We start from the raw sequence: 19,790 nt of genomic DNA, 5'->3' as shown, positions 1-19,790 counted from the left end.
AGGCGAAAGGTGGAGGAGATGCGGCGGTCGTCTCCTCATCCACCCAACTTATCCGGTCTCTTCCTCCACCCAACCTACCCTGTGGTCTCGACTATGTTGAAAAACTTGTCGGACAGTCCACTAGGGCTGGAGCTCGAGCTGGAGGACGTTGCCGTGGAGCCGCTCGTCCCACCCGAGCACCTGCGGGAGGAGGATCCGGAGACCTTCCTGCGCACGCTGGGCTCGCTGGACGCGGACGTGAGCGCCCAGGTGTCCCGCTACCGCGCGGCGGGCAGGAGCCTGCGCTACCTCGCCCAGATACTTCCCAACGCGCCCGGAGGTCCCCGCGTGAAGGTGGGCCCGGTGGCGGTGGACGCAGCGCACCCGGCCACCGGGTTGAAGGGCGCGGAGGCGATGGTGTCCTTCTTCACCGAGCGCTACCGCGAGTTCCCCCTCATCGTCCGCGGAGCCGGCGCGGGCGGTGATGTCACCGCCGCCGGTGTGTTGGCCGACATCCTGCGCCTCGCCCAGAACGTGCGGGGAAGGAGATGAACATGAAGCTCGAAAGCCTGCTGGCACAGATTGGATCCGTTTCCGACTCCGTGACGGGCGCGGTCAGTTTTCCCGTTCATCACGCCACCGCCTTCCGGCATCCGCGCCTGGGGCAGAGCACGGGGTTCGACTACGCGCGCACGAAGAGCCCCACGCGGGCCGTCCTGGAGGAGGCCATCGCCCGGCTCGAGTCGGGTGACGCCGGCTTCGCGTGCAGCTCGGGCATGGCGGCGCTCCAGCTCGTCTTCTCCCTGTTCGGCCAGGGGGCGCACCTGCTCGTGTCGCTGGACTTGTATGGCGGTACGTACCGGCTGCTGGAGAAGGTGCTCTCCCGGTACGGCATCTCCGCGACCTACGTGGACACCCATGACCTGGACGCGCTCGAGTCCGCGTTCCGGCCCGGTGTGACGAAGGCGGTGCTGCTGGAGACGCCCACCAACCCGCTGATGAAGATCACCGACATCGAGCGCGTGTGCCGCTGGGCCCGGGCCCGCGAGTTGATCTCCATCGTGGACAACACGCTGATGACGCCGTTCTTCCAGCGGCCCATCGAGCTGGGCGCGGACATCGTCGTGCACAGTGCCTCCAAGTACCTGGGCGGACACAACGACGTGCTGGCGGGCCTGGTGGTGACGCGGGTCAAGGCGCTGTCCGAGCAGGTGGCGTTCCTGCACAACTCCATGGGCGCCGTGCTGGGGCCGCAGGACAGCTGGCTGCTCATGCGCGGGATGAAGACGCTGGCGCTGCGCATGGAGCGCCATCAGGCGAACGCGCTGCGCATCGCCCACTGGCTGGCGGCGCATCCGCTCGTCGAGCAGGTCTACCACCCGGGCCTGGAGAGCCACCCGGGCCATGCCTTGCAGAAGCGGCAGGCCTCGGGGAACACGGGCATCTTCTCCTTCAAGCTGAAGGACGCGCGTCTCGTGGAGCCCGTGCTGCGTCACGTCCAGCTCATCGCCTTCGCGGAGAGCCTCGGCGGGGTGGAGTCCCTGATGACGTACCCCACGGTGCAGACGCATGCGGATATCCCGGAGGAGATGCGCCGCCGGGTGGGCGTGGACGAGCGGCTGCTCCGGTACTCGGTGGGCATCGAGCACGTGGACGATCTCATCGCCGATCTGTGGCAGGCCTTCGAGGCCGCCCGGAAGGAGGTTCAAGCGTCATGATTCATCCCAAGGAGCGTCCCTGTACCACCGGCACCGGCCGGAGGCTGGCCACGCGGGTCGTCCGCACCGTCTCGGGGACGGACGCGCGCACCGGTGCCTCCAGCGTTCCCATCTACCAGGCGTCCACCTTCCACCACGCCTCGCTCGAGAATCCCCCGGAGCATGACTACACGCGCTCGGGGAACCCGACGCGCCAGGCGCTCGAGGACACCATCGCCCAGCTCGAGGGGGGTGCGCGGGGCTTCGCCTTCTCCTCGGGGATGGCGGCGATCTCCACCGCCTTCATGCTGCTGTCCAACGGGGACCACGTCATCTGCTCCGAGGACGTGTATGGCGGCACGTACCGGCTGCTGACGACGATCCTCGGACGGATGGGCATCGAGACGACCTTCGTCGACGCGACGGACCTGGACAGGCTCGAGGCCGCGCGCAGGCCGAACACGCGGGCGGTGTTCCTGGAGACGCCATCCAACCCGACGCTGAAGATCACCGGCATCGCCGCGGTGGCGGAGTGGGCCCGGAAGCACGGCCTGCTGACGATGCTGGACAACACCTTCATGACGCCGTGCCTCCAGCGCCCCATCGAGCTGGGCATCGACATCGTGGTGCACAGCGCGACCAAGTTCCTCGGGGGCCACAGCGACGTGCTGGCCGGGCTCGCGGTGGTGTCCAACGAGCGGCTGGGCCACAAGCTCAAGCACCTGCAGAACGGCCTGGGCAGCGTGCTGGGCGTGCAGGACTCCTGGCTGCTGATGCGCGGGATGAAGACGCTCCTGGCCCGCATGGAGTGCGCCGAGCGCAGCGCACGACAGCTGGCGGACTGGCTGACGCGGCAGCCCTCGGTGACGCGGGTGTACTACCCCGGACTGCCGGAGCATCCCGGGCGCGCCATCCACGAGCGTCAGTCCCAGGGATACGGGGCCATCGTGTCCTTCGATGTCGGCTCGGGAGCGCGCGCACGGAAGGTGCTCGAGCACGTCACCCTTCCCCTGGTGGCGGTCAGCCTGGGCGCGGTGGAGAGCATCCTGTCGTACCCGGCCCTGATGTCGCACGCGGCCATGCCCCGGGAGATCCGACTGCAGCGAGGCATCGGCGATGGACTGCTGCGCTACTCCGTCGGCCTGGAGGCGCTCGAGGACATCCTCGGGGACCTCGAGCAGGCGCTCCACGCGGCGCGCTGACGCTTCAGCCCCCCGCGCGGCCGAGGAGGAACGCGGCCAGGAAGCCGAGCACGGTGATGAGGCCGGTGAGGTTGTGACTTCCCTCGACGGCCTCCGGAATCATCGTGTCGGCGATCATGGCGAGGATGGCACCCGCCGCCACGGCCATGGTGCCCGCGATGATTCCCGGAGCGACGTCGCGGAAGACGACATAGCCCAGCAGGGACGCCAGCGCGGAGACGAGCGCGATGCCGCCCCAGACGCCGAAGACGTACCCCTTCGAGCGGCCCGACTTCTTCATGCCGGAGGCGGAGGAGAGGCCCTCGGGCACGTTGGAGAGGAAGACGGCGGCCACCGCCACGAGGCTCACGGATCCACTGCCCGACAGGAGGCTCACGCCGATGACGATGGACTCGGGGATGCCATCGAGCAGGGCCCCCACGGCGATGGCCAGGCCACTGCTCGAGTCCTCCGTCGCGCCCAGCAGCAGGGCACTGCCCGCGAGTCCTCCCCACAGGCCGGCCTGAATCCACTGTGGCATCGTTCTTCTCGCTTCGTGCTCGAGACTGGAGTGGAGCGCTTGGACCTACAAGTGGCACCCCTCCCGGGTGTTCGACGGAGAGCGTGTGATGTTCGTGCTCAAACGGCCCGGCCCCCTGGTGACGGCGGTATTCCTCATCTACCCTGCGGGCAAGGCGCTGCCTCGGGTGCTCCGGCCTCCGAGGCGCCACGGGGGAGGGCAGAGGGGGGACTAGGGGGCGGAAGCGCCCGGTTTCTTCAAGGAACAGGGGGAGTCGTTCATGCTGACCCGCTACGCCCGGCAAGGCCCGCTCGCAGGAGACGGGAGCATCCAGTGGGAGGCGGATGCGCGCACCCTGCGCTGCCTGTCGGTGAACGAGCAGGCCCGGAACCTCGGCTTCCCTCGCGAGCAGTGGTTGGGGGAGGAGCGCTTCCTCTCCGGCACGGTGTTCGCGCCCGACCGGGAGCTCTTCCTCGCCGGATGCCGGGCCGCCGCCCGGGGCGCGCGGATCCAGGAGCGCTGCCGTGCCCGCTCGGCGGATGGCCGCACCCGCTGGATGGCGCTCTCGTTGGAGCAGGAGCGCCTGGGACGCACCCGGTTCCTCCGGGGGCGGATGGTGGAGCCCCCGCCGGAGGGCTCGGTCATCCAGGGCGTGTCCCCCCTCATCGTGGCCCACTTCGACCGCGAGCTGCGCCACCTCTATGTGAACCGCGGGGTGGAGGAAGTCACCGGGCTGCCCGCCGCCTCCTTCATCGGAAGGACGAACGCGGAGCTCGGCATGCCCCCGCGGCTCGTCCGGCATTGGCGTGAAGAGATGGAGCTGGCCTTCCAGCGCGAGGAAGGCCGGTGGTTCGAGTTCGAGTTCCCTCCCCAGGAAGAGTCCGGGCCCCAGGGATCCACGCTCTTCCGGGCCCACCTGGAGCCCGTCTTCGACTCGCGGGGCCATGTCCTGTCGGTGCGGTGCGAGACGTACCGGCTCCGCTCCGCCTGCCGCTCGCGTCCGTTCGCGCGAGCCTCCCGGCCGGAGGGGGCCCTCGAGACGGACCGGCTTCGCGAGCTGGAGCAGCGCCTCCAGCAAGCGGAGCGGCGCGCCGACGCACTCTCCCTCGAGCTGCGGCGCCAGAAGGACGAGCTCCAGACCCTGCTGGAGCTCCTTCCCGTGGGCGTCGGCATCGCGAGGGAGCCCCTGTGCCAGCACGTCCAGCAGAATGCCTGGTTCGCGCGCCTGCTGGAGGTCCCCCTGGAGACCAACGTGTCGCTCAGCGCGCCCGAGTCCGAGCGCATCCAGGGCGTGCGCGTCCTGCGGGAGGGCCGGGAGCTGCGGCCCGAGGAGATGCCCCTGCAGCGGGCGGCCGCCACCGGCGAGAAGGTGTCCTGCATGGAGCTCGAGCTCGAGGTGCGGGGACGGCGGCACACCTCGCTGCTCGCGTCCGCGGCCCCGCTCCTCGATGAAGCACACCAGCCCCGCGGCGCCATCGCCAGCTTCCTCGACATCACCTCGCGCACGCGCGCCATGCAGGCCCAGCGCTTCCTGGCGGACAGCAGCGCGGCCCTGGCCTCCTCGTTGGAGCCGGAGCAGACGTTCCAGATGCTCGTCCGGCTGTGCGTTCCCGGGCTCGCCAGCATGGCCGTCCTCCTCGGCTCCCGGGAGGAGGGCTCCCTCGGCGTGCTGTCCATGGCGCACGCGGAGCCCGCGCTCGAGCCGCTGCTCGCCCGGGCCTTCCAGCACTTCCACGCCTCCCAGACGCATCCCCTCCATGACGTCATCCGCACGGGACTGCCCCGGAGCATCCCTGAGACGGAAGAGCCGGGCTTCTGGGAAGGCAACGAGGGTCCGGAGTGGTGGCACGTGCGCCAGCGGCTCGCCCTGCGCTCCGTCATGCTCGTCCCCATCTCCTCGCACCAGCGTGTCACCAACGTGCTGGTGCTCGGCTCGCCGGATCGCGTCTACACCCAGGACGACTGCACCTTCGCCCGGGAGTTCGCCGCCCATGCGGCCACCGCCCTCGACAACGCGCGGCTCTACCACGAGGCCCGCCAGGCCGTGGCCCTGCGCGACGAGTTCCTCGGCATCGCCGGGCACGAGCTGCGCACGCCCCTCACCGCGTTGAAGCTCGGGCTGCAGAACCTCTCCCGCCAGGCCGAGGCCCTGGGCCAGCGCGAGCGCCTGTCGAAGTGGATCACCAACTGCCAGCGGCAGGGCGAGCGGTTGGGGCGGCTGGTGAATGATCTCCTGGACGTGGGACGGCTCACCTCCGGGCGCCTGGCCCTGGTGTGCCAGGAGATGGACCTCCCGGCCCTGGTGAAGGAGGTGGTGGGGCGCCTGCGGCCCGAGCTGGAGCAGGCGGGCTGTCGCGTGTCGCTGGCGCTGGAGTCCCCCCTATCGGGGTACTGGGATCGCTCGCGGTTGGAGCAGGTGCTGACCAACCTGCTGTCCAACGCGGCGAAGTATGGCAAGGGCCGGCCCATCGAGCTCCGCGCCTGGGCCCTGCCGGGGGACTGGGTGTGCGTGAGCGTGCGGGACGAGGGCATCGGCATCACCCCCGAGGACCAGGCCCGCATCTTCGGGCGCTTCGAGCGGGCCGTCTCCGAGCGCCACTATGGCGGCCTGGGGCTCGGGCTGTGGATCAGCCAGCAGCTCGTGGCCCGGTTGGGCGGCCACATCCGCGTGCGAAGCGAGCCGGGCAAGGGCGCGACCTTCACGGTGGAGCTGCCGCGCCGGGTGGAGGAGGAGGGGGTGGACGCCCGGAGCCAGACCCCCGCGTGGCCCGGACAGCAGAAGGCCGCGGCCGCCGAGGCGCTGGCGCTCATGGAGGGGGAGTCCCTGTGCCGCACCATCCTCGCCGCGCTCTGGGAGGGCATCGTCGTGCAGGACAACGAGGGCAACATCATCACCGCCAATGCGAGCGCCGAGCACATCCTCGGCCTGTCCGTGGACCAGCTGTCGGGCCGCACCTCGATGGATCCCCGGTGGCGGGCCATCCACGAGGATGGCTCGGACTTCCCCGGCGAGGAGCACCCGGCGATGGTGGCGCTGCGCACGGGCAGGCCGGTGCGGAACGTGATCATGGGCATCCACCGGCCCGATGGCTCCCTGATCTGGCTGCTCGTCAATGCCCAGCCCGTGCAGCGCGACGGAGAGCCGGCGCCCTACATGGTGGTGGCCTCCTTCTTCGACATGACCGGGCGGGGGAAGCAGGCCTGAGCGTCGAAGGGGGCAACGGCGCCCACGTGGCTCACTTCCCGCGCAGCCGGAGGATCTCCTCGTAGGACTCGCGGATCTCCTGGAAGCGGCGGGAGGCCTGCTCGACGGCGCCCTTGCCGAGGTGGGCGACGCGATCCGGATGGTGGGTGGCGGCGAGCTGGCGGAAGGCGCGCTTCACGTCCGCGTCACTGGCCTCGGGGGTGAGGCCGAGCCGGGCGTAGTGCACCTGTCCATCTCCGAAGTGGCGCGCGGTGACGGAGCGGAACTCCTCCTCGGACAGTCCGAGCCCCTGGGACACCCGGCGCAGCGTGTCCTGCTCGGCGCGCTGGAGGTGGCCATCCACGAGCGCGAGGCCATAGAGGGCGTCCAGCAACAGCAGGCGCTCGGAGGAGGGGAGCTCGTCCCGGCACGCGGCGGTGGCGTGCTCGAGGGACGGAGGGCGGGCGAGGTGCTCCTTGAGGTAGCGGCGGACGAGCCCGAGCGCCTCGGGGCCATACTTGAGCCGCTGCTCGAAGTACTCGCGCACCACGCGCACCTCGTCGCGCACCACGTCTCCATCGGCGCGGGCCACCTCGATGAAGAGGGCGCACAGGTGGCGGGCGAAGTGGTCCTGGGCGGCGAGCTCCTGGGGCGAGCGGGTGTCGACGGGCTTGCCGCTCTTCTCCGGCTCCGCCTTGCCGGAGGGCAGGAGGTTCAGCTCGTCCACCTGGTGGCCGACCAGGAGCCCGGCGAGCACGAGCAGGACGATGGGCAGGGGTCCGCCGATCAACAGACCCAGGGCCAGTCCAAGCATCGCTCCGAGAACTTTTCCAGGTGCCACGGTCTCTACACTCCCTTGCCGGGGGGGAGTTTCGCATAGAGTCCGCCGCGCTATGGCCCAGTTGATCGACGGAAAAGCGGTGGCGGCGCGGGTGAGGGCGGAGGTGAAGGCGGAGGTGGAGAAGCTCAAGGCCGAGCGCGGCCTGGTGCCGGGACTGACGGTGGTCCGGGTGGGAGAGGATCCCGCCTCGAAGATCTACGTCACCGGCAAGAAGAAGGCGGCGGAGGAGGTGGGCTTCAACTCCTGGGAGCTGCACCCGGACGACAAGATCACCCAGGACGAGCTGCTGTCGCTGGTGGACAAGCTGAACAAGGATCCCGCGGTGCACGGCGTGCTGGTGCAGTTGCCGCTGCCCAAGCACATCGACGCGGAGCGGATCATCTCGGCGGTGAGGCCGGAGAAGGACGTGGACGGCTTCCACCCGATGAACGCGGGCATGCTGTCGGTGGGCAAGCCGGCGCCGCGGCCGTGCACGCCGTTCGGCATCATGCGGCTGCTGGAGGAGATCGGGTACGACCCGGCCGGCAAGCGGGCGGTGGTGGTGGGGCGCAGCAACATCGTGGGCAAGCCCATGGCGCTGATGCTGCTGGCGGCGGACGCCACGGTGACGGTGTGCCACCGCAAGAGCAACCTGGAGGCCGAGGTGGCCAACGCGGACATCCTGGTGGCCGCGGTGGGCGTGCCGGAGCTGATCAAGGGCGAGTGGATCAAGCCCGGAGCGGTGGTGATCGACGTGGGCATGAACCGGATGCCGGACGGCAAGCTCAAGGGGGACGTGGAGTTCGAGAAGGCGAAGGAGCGGGCCTCGTTCATCACGCCGGTGCCGGGGGGCGTGGGGCCCATGACCATCGCCATGTTGATGCGCAACACGCTCGAGGCGGCGAAGGCCACGCTGTAGTGTCTGGGGAGGCTGCTCGCTCGCCCGGTGGGGTAGCGAAGAGGCTTCTCCCGGGTGGCGCGCTAGGATGGGGCCATGCGTATCGCCAACCTGGGCTGCCTCACCCTGATGCTGGCTCCCTTCGCGTTCGGCTTCTCGCGCCGAGCTCGTGGACGAATGGCCGGACGACCAGGACCGGGCCGCGAACCTCGTGAACTGGCTGCAGGCCCGCCTGGGGCGCGACGAGTCCACACTCGTGGCCCCGCCCGCCCCCGCGCCGAAGAAGAAGGCCCGGTACTAGCGCCGGATCTTCCCTGCTCAGAAGAAGAAGCTCACACTCGCCTGGGCGTTGAAGGGCGCGCCCGGGGTGAAGTGGAGATCCTCGCACCCCTCGAACGCGTCCGCGTCGCCCGAGGGCCGGGTTCCCGCGGGGCAGCTCTCCGGGCCTGTCTCGGAGGGCAGCCGCGAGACGTTGGCGAACTGGGCCTCGCGCCAGGCCGTATCGAGCAGGTTCTGCACGCTCAGGTTCACCTCGTAGAAGGAGCCCCGGTAGCCCAGTGTGGCGTCCACGCGGGTGAAGCCCTCGGCGGTGAGGAAGCGGTCCTCGGTGGCCGGGCGGTCGCCCAGGTGCAGCACGCCGAGCCGTCCGTAGAGCCCCCCCGGGTGCCGCGCGGACACGCCTCCCGAGAGGATGAGCGTGGGCGCCAGCGCCACCGCGTCCCCGTTGCCGGCGTTGCGCACGTAGTTGGCGCGCGTGACGGTGATGTCCGCGTCCGCGAAGAGCCACGGGAGCACCTTGAGCCGCGCCTCGGCCTCCACGCCCTCGCGCCGGGTGGCGCCGCGGGCCTCGGTGGTGCCCTCGTCGCCCACCCAGACGAGCTCGCTGTCCAGGTCGAGCCGGAACACCGAGCCCGCCACGTCCAGCCGCTCGAAGAGCCGCGTGCGCGCGCCCAGCTCGTACCCTCGCGCCCGGGTCAGCGGTGTCACCGGCTCGGGCTGGCGCACCACGCCGCGCGCGTCGTTGGAGTGAAAGCCGTGGCCGTAGTTGAGGTACACGTCGGTATTGGGGAGCGGGGAGAGGACGAGGCTCGCCTTGGGGGAGACACGGGCGGCCTGCTCCACCCCGGAGCTCTTCGTGCCGGGCGTGGCCAGGTCCTCGAGACGGTCCTCCACGTCGAAGCCGAAGGAGTCCGCGCGCAGGCCGAGCACCGCGCGCAGCCAGGGGGTGAAGGTGATGTCCTCCTGGGCGTACAGCCCGAGGCTGCCCTCGCGGATGCTGGCGTCCACCACGCGCTCCAGCCGCTCGCGGTCCTTGTCGTAGCTCAGCCCGTTCTCGATGGTGTCGCTGCGCAGTTGCGTGCCGAGCGTGGTGTCGAAGCCGATGCCGGCCCACTGGCGCCGGAAGCGGTACGAGGCGTGGAAGCCGAGCATCGTGCGCCGGTCGTCCTGCTCGATCATGTCCCCGTTCACCGGGTCGCGGCTGAAGAAGGTGAAGTCGGAGTAGAGGTTGAGCCGGTACTGCACGGCGTACGCCATGACGTTCACCTCGCCGTCACGGGTGAGGGTGCGCCAGGTGGCCTGGGCGCTGTGCCGCTGCGAGTTGCCGCCCTCGGCGCCATTCAGCGTGGCGAAGCGGTCCAGCCTGCCGGCGTTCACCTCGCGCAGGGGAATCTGGCCGCTCGCGTTCCAGCCGCTTCCGTAGGAGGTGAGTGACAGCGCCACCGTGGAAGTGGGGGACACGTGGCGCGTCACCTGGCTGAAGAGGCTGTAGCGCTGCAGCTTCTCGGGATTGAGGAAGGGGCCATGGGTGCCATACACCTGCCCGGCCACCACGGGGCTCCAGCCCTCCACCTCGGGGGCGGCGATGAACAGCCCGCGCCAGGTGTCGAACGAGCCGCCGCCCACGGTGAGCTGGCTCGACTCGAAGTCACGGCGGGTCACCAGGTTCACCGCGCCCGCGGTGGCGAAGTCCCCGTCCTGCGCGAAGGAGGGGCCCTTGCGCACCTCCACGCGCTCGATGAGCTCGGGGATGACCCAGTTGAGGTCCGCGTAGCCCTGGCCGTGCCCATGGCTCACCATGTTGACGGGGATGCCGTCCACGGAGAGGGCCACGTCCGTGCCGTGGTCCGCATCGAAGCCGCGCAGGAAGTACTGGTTGGCCTTGCCGCCGCCCGCGTGCTGCACGACGTAGAAGCCGGGCACCCCCTGGAGGATGTCCGCCGGGCGTGGGTGGGGGCGCAGCAGGAAGTCCCGGTCCCGCACCGTGGTGGACGAGGCCGCCGTGAAGGGCCGCCGCGCCGTCACCGTCGTCCGCATGCGCGAGGACTCCTCGGGTGGCCGGGGCGAGAGGCCCTCCGGCTCGGGCTCGGCGGGCGGGGGGCTCGGAGGCGGGGGAAGCAAGGGCGCTTCCGGTGGGGTGGGCTCGGCCGGGGTGGCGAGCACGGGAGCGTCGGGGGGAGCCGGCTCCTGGGCGGAAGCGGGAACAGCGGACACAAATGCGGCGATCACGGCCACGGGGGCCGCGCGAGAAGACGGCATGGGGGAACGACCTCGATGCGAGCAGGGGGGACGAAGAAGACGGACCGGCGTGGAACGTCGGTGTCTCCTACGGGGCCTGGGGCATCGCGGTCGGGCGGAGCGGCTCACCCGGCTGGGCGCGCTCCTGTCCCAGGTGCCGGGCGCCGATGTCGACCCAGAACACCCGGAACGGGGGCAGGGCGAGCGAGGGCAGCGCCACCGCCTGGAGGTGCTCGACACTGCCGGTCCCGTGCGTGTGACCGGCGGACTTGGGGGGGTGCTCCCCGTGCTTGCCCGCGGGGCCGTGCGAGTGCGGTGTGCGCTCGTCGTGCGGGGCAGGGGAGGAGACGTGGACCCGGGCGGTGGGCGCGGAGGAGGAGAACGCTCCCCCATGCCCGTAGACGGCGTGGAGCACCGGCGCGAACGCGAGGCCGTACACGGCTACCCACAGGCCGAGCCAGCCGAGATCGCGGCGGTCCTCCCTCGTCAACACAACCGGGAACTCCTCCTCCTCATCGGGGCGGGGCTACGAGCGGACGAAGTCGCGCACGAGCTGGCTGACCTCGCGCGGCTTCTCCAGGGCGATCCAGTGCGTCCCATCCGGGATGCGGTGGATGGTCAGGTTGGGCACGAGCTCCTTCAGGCCGCGCTGGCCGTCCGGCAGCAGGTAGGTGTCCTGCTCGCCGTGGATGAGGAGGACGGGCGTCTGCACCACGTACTGCTCCGGCTTGAGCCCCTCCAGGAGGTTGCTGCCGCCCGGGTGGCCCTCGCCGTCCGGGGGCCCCATCTTCGCCGCCCGGTAGTAGTTGAGCATGCAGGTGATGGTGCCCGGCTGCCGCCAGGCGGCGATCCACTCGGAGGTGTCCTCCTCCGACAGGATGGCGCCGTGGGCCCGGGCGTCATTGAAGACGGCCTGCTTGGGCCAGGCGAAGTCGTCGCCCATGATCTGCGGCTCGGCCTGCGGCGAGCGGAAGACGAGCATGTACTGGGCCGCCAGCTGCTGGCGGGGGTTCTCGCGCAGCTCGCGATCGAACAGGGCGGGGTGCGTGATGTTGAGCGTGACGAACCGGTGCACCAGGTCCGGGTGGCGCAGCAGGAAGCTCCAGCCCAGCAGCGCGCCCCAGTCCTGGCAGACGATGGAGATCTTCTTCAGCCCCAGGTGCTGGATCAGCCCTCGAATGTCCTCCACGAGGTGCTTGATATGGTAGGCCTCGACCTCCTTGGGCTTGGAGCTGAGGTTGTAGCCGCGCATGTCCAGGGCGACCACGAAGTGATCCTTGCCCAGCTCGTTGAGCTGCTTCTTCCAGACCCCCCAGTACTCGGGGAACCCATGGATGAAGAGGATCGGCTCTCCCGCACCGTACGTCACATAGTGCAGGGTGACTCCATTGATGTCCGCGTAGTGGTGCTGCAAGGAACGGCTCCCGGTGAGCAGTACGGTTGCGCGCGCAGAATAGGTCCGGCGGCCCGGGAGTGAAAGCCCGCCGTGAAGGGATTGCCGGGAACTCTCGTGGACTTCAAGTGAAGCGCTGGCGCACCTCGGGCATGCTGAGGACCCACATTGCCCACAGGGCGAAGGGGAAGCCCAGGAAGCAGACGGGGGTGAGCGGGGTGATGGCGGCGATCGCGCCCACGATCACCAGCGCCCACCTGCGCAGGTTGAAGGCGCTCCACGCACCCACGATGCTCAGCGAGCCGGCCACGATGGACCCGAGCATCTTGAGCGGAGCCTCCCACTCGGTCTGCCCCCGCAGGGCGGTGGCGAAATCCGCCGGCACCGGCAGCCAGCCCTTCAGCACGGCCCCCATGGCCAGGGCGTAGGCGATGGTGATGATGCCCACGTTCATCAACATGAACGCGGGCGGGCGCAGCTTCCGAAGCGCCAGCCACCGCGGATCGCTCCGCGGGACGTTCAATCCAGGTCCACTCATGTCCGGGCCCTCAGGGCGCTCACGATCATCCGCGTCGCCGGTGACTTGTTGAGCGTGTAGAAGTGGATGCCGGGCACGCCGCGCGACAGCAACTCCATGCACTGCACCGTGGCGTGCGCTACCCCCAGCTGCACCAGCGCCTCGGGCTGATCCTTCACCCGCTCGAGCTGCAGCCCCAGGCGCATGGGCACGGTGGCCCCGCACATGCGGGTGAAGCGCTGCACCTGCTCGTAGTTGGTGATGGGCATGATTCCCGGGACGATGGGGACGTTGATGCCCATACGGCGCGCCCGCTCCACGAAGTCGAAGTAGAAGGCGTTGTCGAAGAAGAGCTGGGTGATGACGAAGTCCAGGCCCGCGTCCACCTTCTCCTTGAGATGACGCAGGTCGTCGTCGCGCGAGGCCGTCTCCACGTGGCCCTCCGGATAGCACGCCCCGCCCAGGCAGAAGTTGAAATCCTCCTCCCGGATGAAGCGCACCAACTCGGAGGCATGACGGAAACCCCCGGGCGCGGGCTCGAAGGCCGTCTGGCCCTGGGGCGGATCTCCCCGGAGCACCAGCACGTTCTCCAGCTTCGCGTCCTTCAGCCGCTGCAGCACCTCGCGCAGCTCGCCGGGCGTGTGGCCCACGCAGGTGATGTGGGCCATGGCCTCGATGCCCGTCTCGCGCTTGATGCGGGTGACGAGCTCCACCGTCCTGTCGCGGGTGCTGCCGCCCGCGCCGTAGGTGACGGACACGAAGCCCGGCTCCAGGGGCGCCAGGTCCTCCAGCGTCCTCAACAGGTTGGCCGTGCCCTCGTCCGTCTTCGGCGGAAAGAACTCGAAGGAGAAGCAGGGGTTGGACGGATTCAAACGATTACGAATCTTCATGACGCGAGCAGTCTAGAACGCTTCAGGGGGGTCCCCGAGAGCCTTGATTGAGGGAGGTGCGCGGTTATAGTCCGCGCCGTTTTTTCACCCCCCTCAGGAGAGAAGAACATGTCCCGGCGTACGCCCCTCAACGAGGCCCATCGCAGGCTGGGCGGCAGGATGGTGGATTTCGCCGGTTGGGACATGCCGGTGCAATACACCTCCGTCATCGCCGAGCACGAGGCCGTTCGCAATGCCGTCGGTCTCTTCGACGTCTCGCACATGGGCGAGATCGAGTTCACCGGCCCCGGCGCCCTCGAGACGGCCAACAGGCTCATCACCAACGATCTCTCCAAGTGCGCGGACGGGCAGGCCGTCTACGCCGGGCTGCTCAATGAGCAGGGTGGCTTCGTGGATGACGTGGTGGCCTACCGCTTCTCGGCCGAGCGGATCCTCATCGTCGTCAACGCGTCCAACAAGGACAAGGACTTCGCCTGGATGCAGGCGCACGCCCAGGGCGTGAAGCCGGTGGACCGCAGCGACGACTTCGCGCAGATCGCCGTGCAGGGCCCCAAGGCCGTGGCGCTGGTGCAGCGGATGACCCCGGCGGACCTCTCCAAGGTGGGCACCTACCGCTTCACCGAGGGCCCGGTGGCCGGCGTGCAGTGCCTCATCTCGCGCACGGGCTACACCGGCGAGGACGGCTTCGAGCTGTACTGCGCGCCCGGCGACGCGGAGAAGCTGTGGGAGGCGCTCCTCGAGGAGGGCCAGCAGGACGGCGTGAAGCCCTGCGGCCTCGGCGCCCGCGACAGCCTGCGCACGGAGATGAAGTACGCGCTCTACGGCAACGACATCGACGACACCCACACGGCCCTGGAGGCCGGACTGGGGTGGATCTGCAAGCTGGACAAGGCGGGCGGCTTCATCGGCCGCGACGTGCTGGCGAAGCAGAAGGCCGAGGGCGTGAAGCGCAAGCTGGTGGGCTTCGAGCTGACCGGCGCCGGCATCCCCCGCCACGGCTACCCCATCCTCAAGGACGGGCAGCGGGTGGGCGAGGTGACCAGCGGCACCCTGGGCCCCTCGGTGAAGAAGCCCATCGGCATCGGCTACGTGCCCGCCGAGCTGGCGGCCGAGGGCTCGACGTTCGACGTGGAGGTCCGCGGCCGTCCGGTGTCCGCCGTCGTGGTGAAGACCCCCTTCTGGAAGAAGTCCTGACGCAGTCCCCAGCCCTGAGCAGCCCTACCCGAGGAGCACGGACATGGCCGGCAACATTCCGCAGAACCTGAAGTACACGAAGGAGCATGAGTGGGCCCGCATCGAGGGCAACCGCGTGGTGGTGGGCGTCACGTCCCACGCCCAGGAGGCGCTCGGTGACGTGGTGTTCGTGGATCTGCCCAAGGTGGGCGCCACCGTCACCGCCGGCAAGCAGTTCGGCGCCATCGAGTCCACCAAGGCCGTGTCGGAGCTCTACTCCCCGCTCTCCGGCAAGGTGGTGAAGGTGAACGACGCCCTCACCAACGACCCCCAGGCGATCAACAACGACCCCTACGGGGCGGGGTGGATCATCGAGCTCGAGCCCTCGGACAGCAAGGAGCTGGCCGGCCTCATGGACGCCTCCGCGTACGGGGACCTGCTCAAGAATTCCTGAAGTCCCCCGGGTCTGAATGAACGCAAGAGGCCTGGGTGTTACCTGGGTCTTTTCGTCACACCCGCACTGCGAGTGCTCGAACTATGTCCTTGAACTGGAAATACCAGGAATCGTTCTCTGACCGGCACATCGGCCCGGATGAGAAGGAGCTGCACGGGATGCTGAAGGCCGTGGGCGTGGGCTCGCTGGACGAGCTCATCGACCAGACGGTGCCCGCTGCCATCCGCTCGAAGGAGCCGCTGAAGATGGCGGTGGCCCACTCGGAGCACGACGCGCTCGCGGTGCTGGAAGCCATCGCGTCGAAGAACCAGCTGCTCCGGTCCTTCATCGGGATGGGCTACTACGACACCCAGACCCCGCACGTCATCCTCCGCAACATCCTGCAGAACCCGGGCTGGTACACCCAGTACACGCCCTACCAGGCGGAGATCGCCCAGGGCCGCCTGGAGGCGCTGCTCAACTTCCAGACGATGGTGATGGACCTCACCGGGATGGAAGTGGCCAACGCCTCGCTGCTCGACGAGGGCACCGCGGCCGCCGAGGCCATGGCCCTGGCGCTGCACACCAAGGGTGACGACAACGGGGGCGCCTTCTTCGTCTCCGAGACCTGCCACCCGCAGACGCTCGAAGTGGTGCGCACCCGCGCCCAGCCGCTGGGCGTGGAGGTGGTGGTGGGGGACCACCGCACGGTGGACCTGGGCGCCAAGAAGTACTTCGGCGCGCTGGTGCAGTACCCGGCCACCGACGGCGTGGTGCACGACTACCGCGCCTTCGGCGAGAAGGTGCACGCGGCCAACGGCCTGTTCATCGTGGCCACGGATCTGCTGGCGCTGACGATGCTGACGCCGCCGGGCGAGTTCGGCGCGGACGTGGCGGTGGGCAGCGCCCAGCGCTTCGGCGTGCCCATGGGGTACGGCGGTCCGCACGCGGCCTTCTTCGCCACGAAGAACGCGTACACGCGCGTCATGCCGGGCCGCATCATCGGCGTGTCCGAGGACGCCCAGGGCCGGCGCGCGCTGCGCATGGCGCTGCAGACGCGTGAGCAGCACATCCGCCGCGAGAAGGCCACGAGCAACATCTGCACCGCGCAGGTGCTGCTGGCCATCATGGCCAGCATGTACGCGGTGTACCACGGGCCCCGGGGCCTGAAGGCCATCGCCGAGCGCGTGCACGGCCTGACGGTGCTGCTGGCGCGCGGCCTGCGCAAGCTGGGCTACGGCGCCAACTACGAGAACGTCTTCGACACCCTCCGGGTGGAGACGGCGCCGCCGCACATCCGCGGAATGCTCTCGGCCGCCGAGGCCAAGGGGATGAACTTCCGCCGCATCGACGAGCGGGCCATCGGCCTGAGCCTCGACGAGGCCACCCGTCCGTCCGACGTGGAGGCCATCCTCTCCGTGTTCGCCGGGGGCAAGCCCCTGGGCTTCACGCTCGAGGAGCTGGGCAAGGACGTGCAGAGCACCATCCCCGAGGGCCTGCGCCGCACCAGCCCGTACCTCACGCACCAGGTCTTCAACAGCTACCACTCCGAGACGGAGATGCTGCGGTACATCCGCCGCCTCGAGTCGCGTGACTTGTCGCTCACGCACTCGATGATTCCGCTCGGCTCGTGCACCATGAAGCTCAACGCCACGGCGGAGATGATTCCGGTGACGTGGCCGCAGTTCGGCAAGCTGCACCCGTTCGCGCCGAGCTCGCAGGCGGCGGGCTACAAGGTGCTCTTCGAGCAGCTGGAGCAGATGCTGGCGAGCATCACCGGGTTCGCGGGCGTGTCGCTGCAGCCCAACGCGGGCAGCCAGGGCGAGTACGCGGGCCTGCTGGTCATCCGCGCGTACCACCAGAACCGGGGCCAGGGGCACCGCAACGTGTGCCTGATTCCGTCCTCGGCGCACGGCACCAACCCGGCCACCGCGGTGATGGCGGGCTACCAGGTGGTGGTCGTCAAGTGCGACGAGAGCGGCAACATCGACCTGGGCGATCTGCGCGCCAAGGCGGATGAGCACAAGGAGAAGCTGGCCGCCCTGATGGTCACCTACCCGTCCACGCACGGCGTGTTCGAGGAGGAGATCAAGGACATCTGCGCCATCGTGCACGAGCGCGGCGGGCAGGTGTACATGGACGGCGCGAACCTGAACGCGCAGGTGGGGCTGACGTCGCCGGCGAACATTGGCGCGGACGTGTGCCACATCAACCTGCACAAGACGTTCTGCATCCCGCACGGCGGTGGCGGCCCGGGCATGGGTCCCATCTGCGTGGCGAGCCACCTGGTGAAGTTCCTGCCGCGGCACTCGGTCATCGCGACCGGCGGCAGCGACGGCATCGGGGCGGTGTCCGCGGCGCCGTGGGGCAGCGCGAGCATCCTGGTCATCTCGTGGATGTACATCGCGATGATGGGCGCCGAGGGCCTGACGAAGGCGACGAAGCTGGCCATCCTCAACGCCAACTACATCGCCGAGCGGCTGCAGGAGCACTACCCGGTGCTCTACCGCGGCAAGCGGGGCCGGGTGGCGCACGAGTGCATCGTGGACCTGCGGCACCTGAAGAAGACGGCGGGTGTCGAGGTGGAGGACGTGGCCAAGCGGTTGATGGACTACGGCTTCCACGCGCCGACGGTGTCGTTCCCGGTGGCGGGCACTCTGATGATCGAGCCGACGGAGAGCGAGTCCAAGGCGGAGATCGATCGGCTGTGCGACGCGCTGATCGCCATCCGTGGGGAGATCCGCGAGGTGGAGGAGGGCAAGGCGCCGAGGGACAACAACGTCCTGAAGAACGCGCCGCACACGGCGCGGGTGATGACGGCGCCAGAGTGGAACCGTCCGTACTCGCGCGAGCAGGCGGCCTTCCCGGCGCCGTGGGTGGCCGATCACAAGTTCTGGCCGTCGGTGGGACGGCTGAACAACGTGCTGGGCGATCGCAAGCTGGTGTGCTCGTGCCCGCCGATCGAGGACTACATGTCCCCGGAGCCGTCCAAGGCGGCGTAGGCTTCGCCCGTGTCACCCAGACAAAGGCCTCGGGTTCTCCGGAACCTGGGGCTTTTTGTTTTCCGGCGAGTCTCGTCTTCTTGTTGTCTGAGAATCATTGAGTCGGCAGATGTCTGCCTTTCTGCGTCCCTGTCGGGTCTGGCACTCCTTCGCAGCATGTTTGTCTATCCAGAATGGATAATTCTGACGGACATGAATCCGAACAGTGTGCTATTCCGCATGTGTCGGTATTCACGGTTCTTCCGGTTTCCGCTTCGGGATCCAGCCGGGGCCGCACCGTCAAAGTCGTCTGGATGGTGGTGTGATTCAGGCCAGACCCGAAGGCAGAAGGAGAGAGGCAGACATGAAGCTCAAGCGCGGCACGCAGGGGTTCGCGCGGTGGAGGGGTGAGGGACGTGGGCGGTTCTTCGTGGCGCTGGTAGCGCTGGCCACGGGGAGCGCGTGCAACACCACGGACTCGCAGCAGCAGCCCACCGTTCGCGGCACGGGCAATCTGGCGGAGCGGTGCGAGGTGAAGCCGCCGTTCACGGCCAACTTCCAGCCCGAGCTGCAGTGGGCCTGGACGGGCAGCCCGGTGCTCCCCACGCACAAGCAGGTGATGATGCAGCCGGTGGTGGTGGACGTGAACCGGGATGGCACTCCGGACATCGTCTTCAGCACCTTCGACGGCGACTTCTACAACACCGCCTACCGGAACGGTTACGACGGCAACGCCAACGGCGTGCTGCGCGCCGTCAGTGGCAGCACCGGGGCGGAGCTGTGGACGGTCGAGAACCCGGCCTATCGCGTGAAGCCGGCCGCGAGCCTCGCCGCGGGTGACATCGACGGCGACGGCGCCGTGGAGATCTGCGGCATCCCCGAGAGTGGCCGCGGCATCATCTGCTTCGAGAACGACGGCACCTTCAAGTTCCGCTCGTCCCCGGACGCGAACGATTACAACGAGTGGGGCGGCCCCTCGCTGGCGGACCTGGATGGGGACGGCGCCGTGGAGATCCTCGACGGCAACCGCGTCTACAGCAACACGGGCGTCCTGAAGTGGGTGGGCTCGGACGGCATGGGCGGCGCGCTGTTCACCGGCCCGGTGTCCTTCGCGGTGGATCTCGACCAGGACGGCAAGCAGGAGGTGGTCAACGGCCGCTCCGTGTACCGGCACGATGGCACGCTCAAGTGTGCCAACACGGAGATTCCGCACGGCTTCGCCGCCGTGGGCAACTTCGATGGGGACGCGGCCGGGGAGATCGTCGTGGTGGGCAAGAGCCTGGAGGCGACGCACGGCCGGGTGAGCCTGCTGGACGACAACTGCGCGCTGCTGTGGACGCGCGAGGTGCACCTGACGGGAACGGACCTGCCGCTGCACGACAAGGCGGGCCACGGTGGCGCGCCCAACATTGGCGACTTCGATGGGGACGGGCAGCTGGAGATCGGCCTGGCGGGAGACTGGAACTACACGGTGTACGGGGCGGACGGGACGGTGAAGTGGACGTTCCCCATCCAGGAGTACAGCTCGGGAAAGACGACGTCGACGACGTTCGACTTCGAGGATGACGGGCGGCTGGAGGTCATCTACGCGGACGAGCTGAAGCTGC

17 protein-coding genes are annotated in these 19,790 nt (G+C 69.2%); 10 read left to right on the top strand and 7 right to left on the bottom strand.

What is annotated here, in order from left to right; all coding sequences use genetic code 11:
* Positions 1-18 precede the first annotated feature (18 nt).
* From AC16DP_RS51120 to AC16DP_RS51110, 3 genes are read left to right on the top strand one after another with little or no spacing between them, the layout of a single operon-like run.
* Positions 19-531 carry a hypothetical protein gene (locus tag AC16DP_RS51120; protein WP_329731594.1) on the top strand — a complete coding sequence of 171 codons (513 nt, stop codon included), beginning with the start codon at positions 19-21 and terminating at the stop codon, positions 529-531.
* 2 nt (positions 532-533) lie between these two features.
* On the top strand, positions 534-1,697 hold the full coding sequence (locus AC16DP_RS51115) for a trans-sulfuration enzyme family protein (protein ID WP_329731593.1): 1,164 nt from the start codon (positions 534-536) through the stop codon (positions 1,695-1,697).
* A complete protein-coding gene (locus AC16DP_RS51110) occupies positions 1,694-2,878 on the top strand; it encodes a trans-sulfuration enzyme family protein (RefSeq protein WP_329731592.1) in 1,185 nt (394 codons plus the stop codon). Before AC16DP_RS51115 ends, AC16DP_RS51110 begins: the two co-directional genes overlap by 4 nt.
* 4 nt (positions 2,879-2,882) lie before the next feature.
* Here the strand turns inward: AC16DP_RS51110 and AC16DP_RS51105 are convergent, their stop codons facing one another.
* A complete protein-coding gene (locus AC16DP_RS51105) occupies positions 2,883-3,398 on the bottom strand; it encodes a ZIP family metal transporter (protein WP_329731591.1) in 516 nt (171 codons plus the stop codon).
* 259 nt (positions 3,399-3,657) lie between these two features.
* On the opposite strand from AC16DP_RS51105, the gene AC16DP_RS51100 reads away from it, so the two are divergent.
* The gene (locus tag AC16DP_RS51100; protein WP_329731590.1) at positions 3,658-6,582 is read left to right on the top strand and encodes an ATP-binding protein; all 2,925 of its coding nucleotides are present in this window, start codon (positions 3,658-3,660) and stop codon (positions 6,580-6,582) included.
* A gap of 31 nt (positions 6,583-6,613) precedes the next feature.
* Here AC16DP_RS51100 and AC16DP_RS51095 read toward each other — a convergent pair whose 3' ends face one another.
* Positions 6,614-7,375 (bottom strand): TerB family tellurite resistance protein, encoded by a 762-nt coding sequence (locus AC16DP_RS51095; protein ID WP_329731589.1) that lies wholly within the window; start codon positions 7,373-7,375, stop codon positions 6,614-6,616.
* A 79-nt stretch (positions 7,376-7,454) separates the two neighbouring features.
* Between AC16DP_RS51095 and folD the strand changes: the two genes are divergently transcribed.
* Entirely contained in the window at positions 7,455-8,300 is an 846-nt protein-coding gene (folD, locus tag AC16DP_RS51090) for a bifunctional methylenetetrahydrofolate dehydrogenase/methenyltetrahydrofolate cyclohydrolase FolD (RefSeq protein WP_329731588.1), read from the top strand.
* Positions 8,301-8,448: 148 nt separating this feature from the next.
* Positions 8,449-8,580, top strand: coding sequence for a hypothetical protein (locus AC16DP_RS51085; protein WP_329731587.1), 132 nt, complete (start codon positions 8,449-8,451; stop codon positions 8,578-8,580).
* Positions 8,581-8,597: 17 nt separating this feature from the next.
* On the opposite strand, the gene AC16DP_RS51080 is transcribed toward AC16DP_RS51085, so the two are convergent.
* The 5 genes from AC16DP_RS51080 to metF all read right to left on the bottom strand — a co-directional run bounded on the left by AC16DP_RS51080 (position 8,598) and on the right by metF (position 13,596).
* Complete coding sequence (locus tag AC16DP_RS51080; RefSeq protein ID WP_329731586.1) at positions 8,598-10,817, bottom strand: TonB-dependent receptor; 2,220 nt, start codon at positions 10,815-10,817, stop codon at positions 8,598-8,600.
* 67 nt (positions 10,818-10,884) lie between these two features.
* Positions 10,885-11,289, bottom strand: coding sequence for a hypothetical protein (locus AC16DP_RS51075; protein ID WP_329731585.1), 405 nt, complete (start codon positions 11,287-11,289; stop codon positions 10,885-10,887).
* Between the two features lie 33 nt (positions 11,290-11,322).
* Positions 11,323-12,210 carry an alpha/beta fold hydrolase gene (locus AC16DP_RS51070; RefSeq protein ID WP_329731584.1) on the bottom strand — a complete coding sequence of 296 codons (888 nt, stop codon included), beginning with the start codon at positions 12,208-12,210 and terminating at the stop codon, positions 11,323-11,325.
* Positions 12,211-12,313: 103 nt separating this feature from the next.
* Positions 12,314-12,727: a hypothetical protein gene (locus AC16DP_RS51065; RefSeq protein ID WP_329731583.1), complete on the bottom strand. Its 414-nt coding sequence runs from the start codon at positions 12,725-12,727 to the stop codon at positions 12,314-12,316.
* Positions 12,724-13,596, bottom strand: a complete 873-nt coding sequence (gene metF, locus AC16DP_RS51060) for a methylenetetrahydrofolate reductase [NAD(P)H] (protein WP_329731582.1) — start codon at positions 13,594-13,596, stop codon at positions 12,724-12,726. The genes AC16DP_RS51065 and metF overlap by 4 nt, the downstream gene beginning before the upstream one ends.
* A 108-nt stretch (positions 13,597-13,704) precedes the next feature.
* Here metF and gcvT point away from each other — a divergent pair, with 108 nt between their 5' ends.
* The 4 genes from gcvT to AC16DP_RS51040 form a co-directional block, all read left to right on the top strand.
* Complete coding sequence (gcvT, locus tag AC16DP_RS51055) at positions 13,705-14,790, top strand: glycine cleavage system aminomethyltransferase GcvT (RefSeq protein ID WP_329731581.1); 1,086 nt, start codon at positions 13,705-13,707, stop codon at positions 14,788-14,790.
* A gap of 43 nt (positions 14,791-14,833) precedes the next feature.
* Positions 14,834-15,223 (top strand): glycine cleavage system protein GcvH, encoded by a 390-nt coding sequence (gene gcvH, locus AC16DP_RS51050; RefSeq protein ID WP_329731580.1) that lies wholly within the window; start codon positions 14,834-14,836, stop codon positions 15,221-15,223.
* 83 nt (positions 15,224-15,306) lie between these two features.
* The gene (gcvP, locus tag AC16DP_RS51045; RefSeq protein WP_329731579.1) at positions 15,307-18,204 is read left to right on the top strand and encodes an aminomethyl-transferring glycine dehydrogenase; all 2,898 of its coding nucleotides are present in this window, start codon (positions 15,307-15,309) and stop codon (positions 18,202-18,204) included.
* Between the two features lie 343 nt (positions 18,205-18,547).
* Positions 18,548-19,790: FG-GAP repeat domain-containing protein (locus AC16DP_RS51040; protein ID WP_483957124.1), on the top strand; the 1,243-nt coding region annotated here is incomplete at its 3' end.

The sequence above is a fragment of the Archangium sp. genome (genome assembly GCF_057119385.1).
This window is presented reverse-complemented; position numbering and strand designations above follow the sequence as displayed.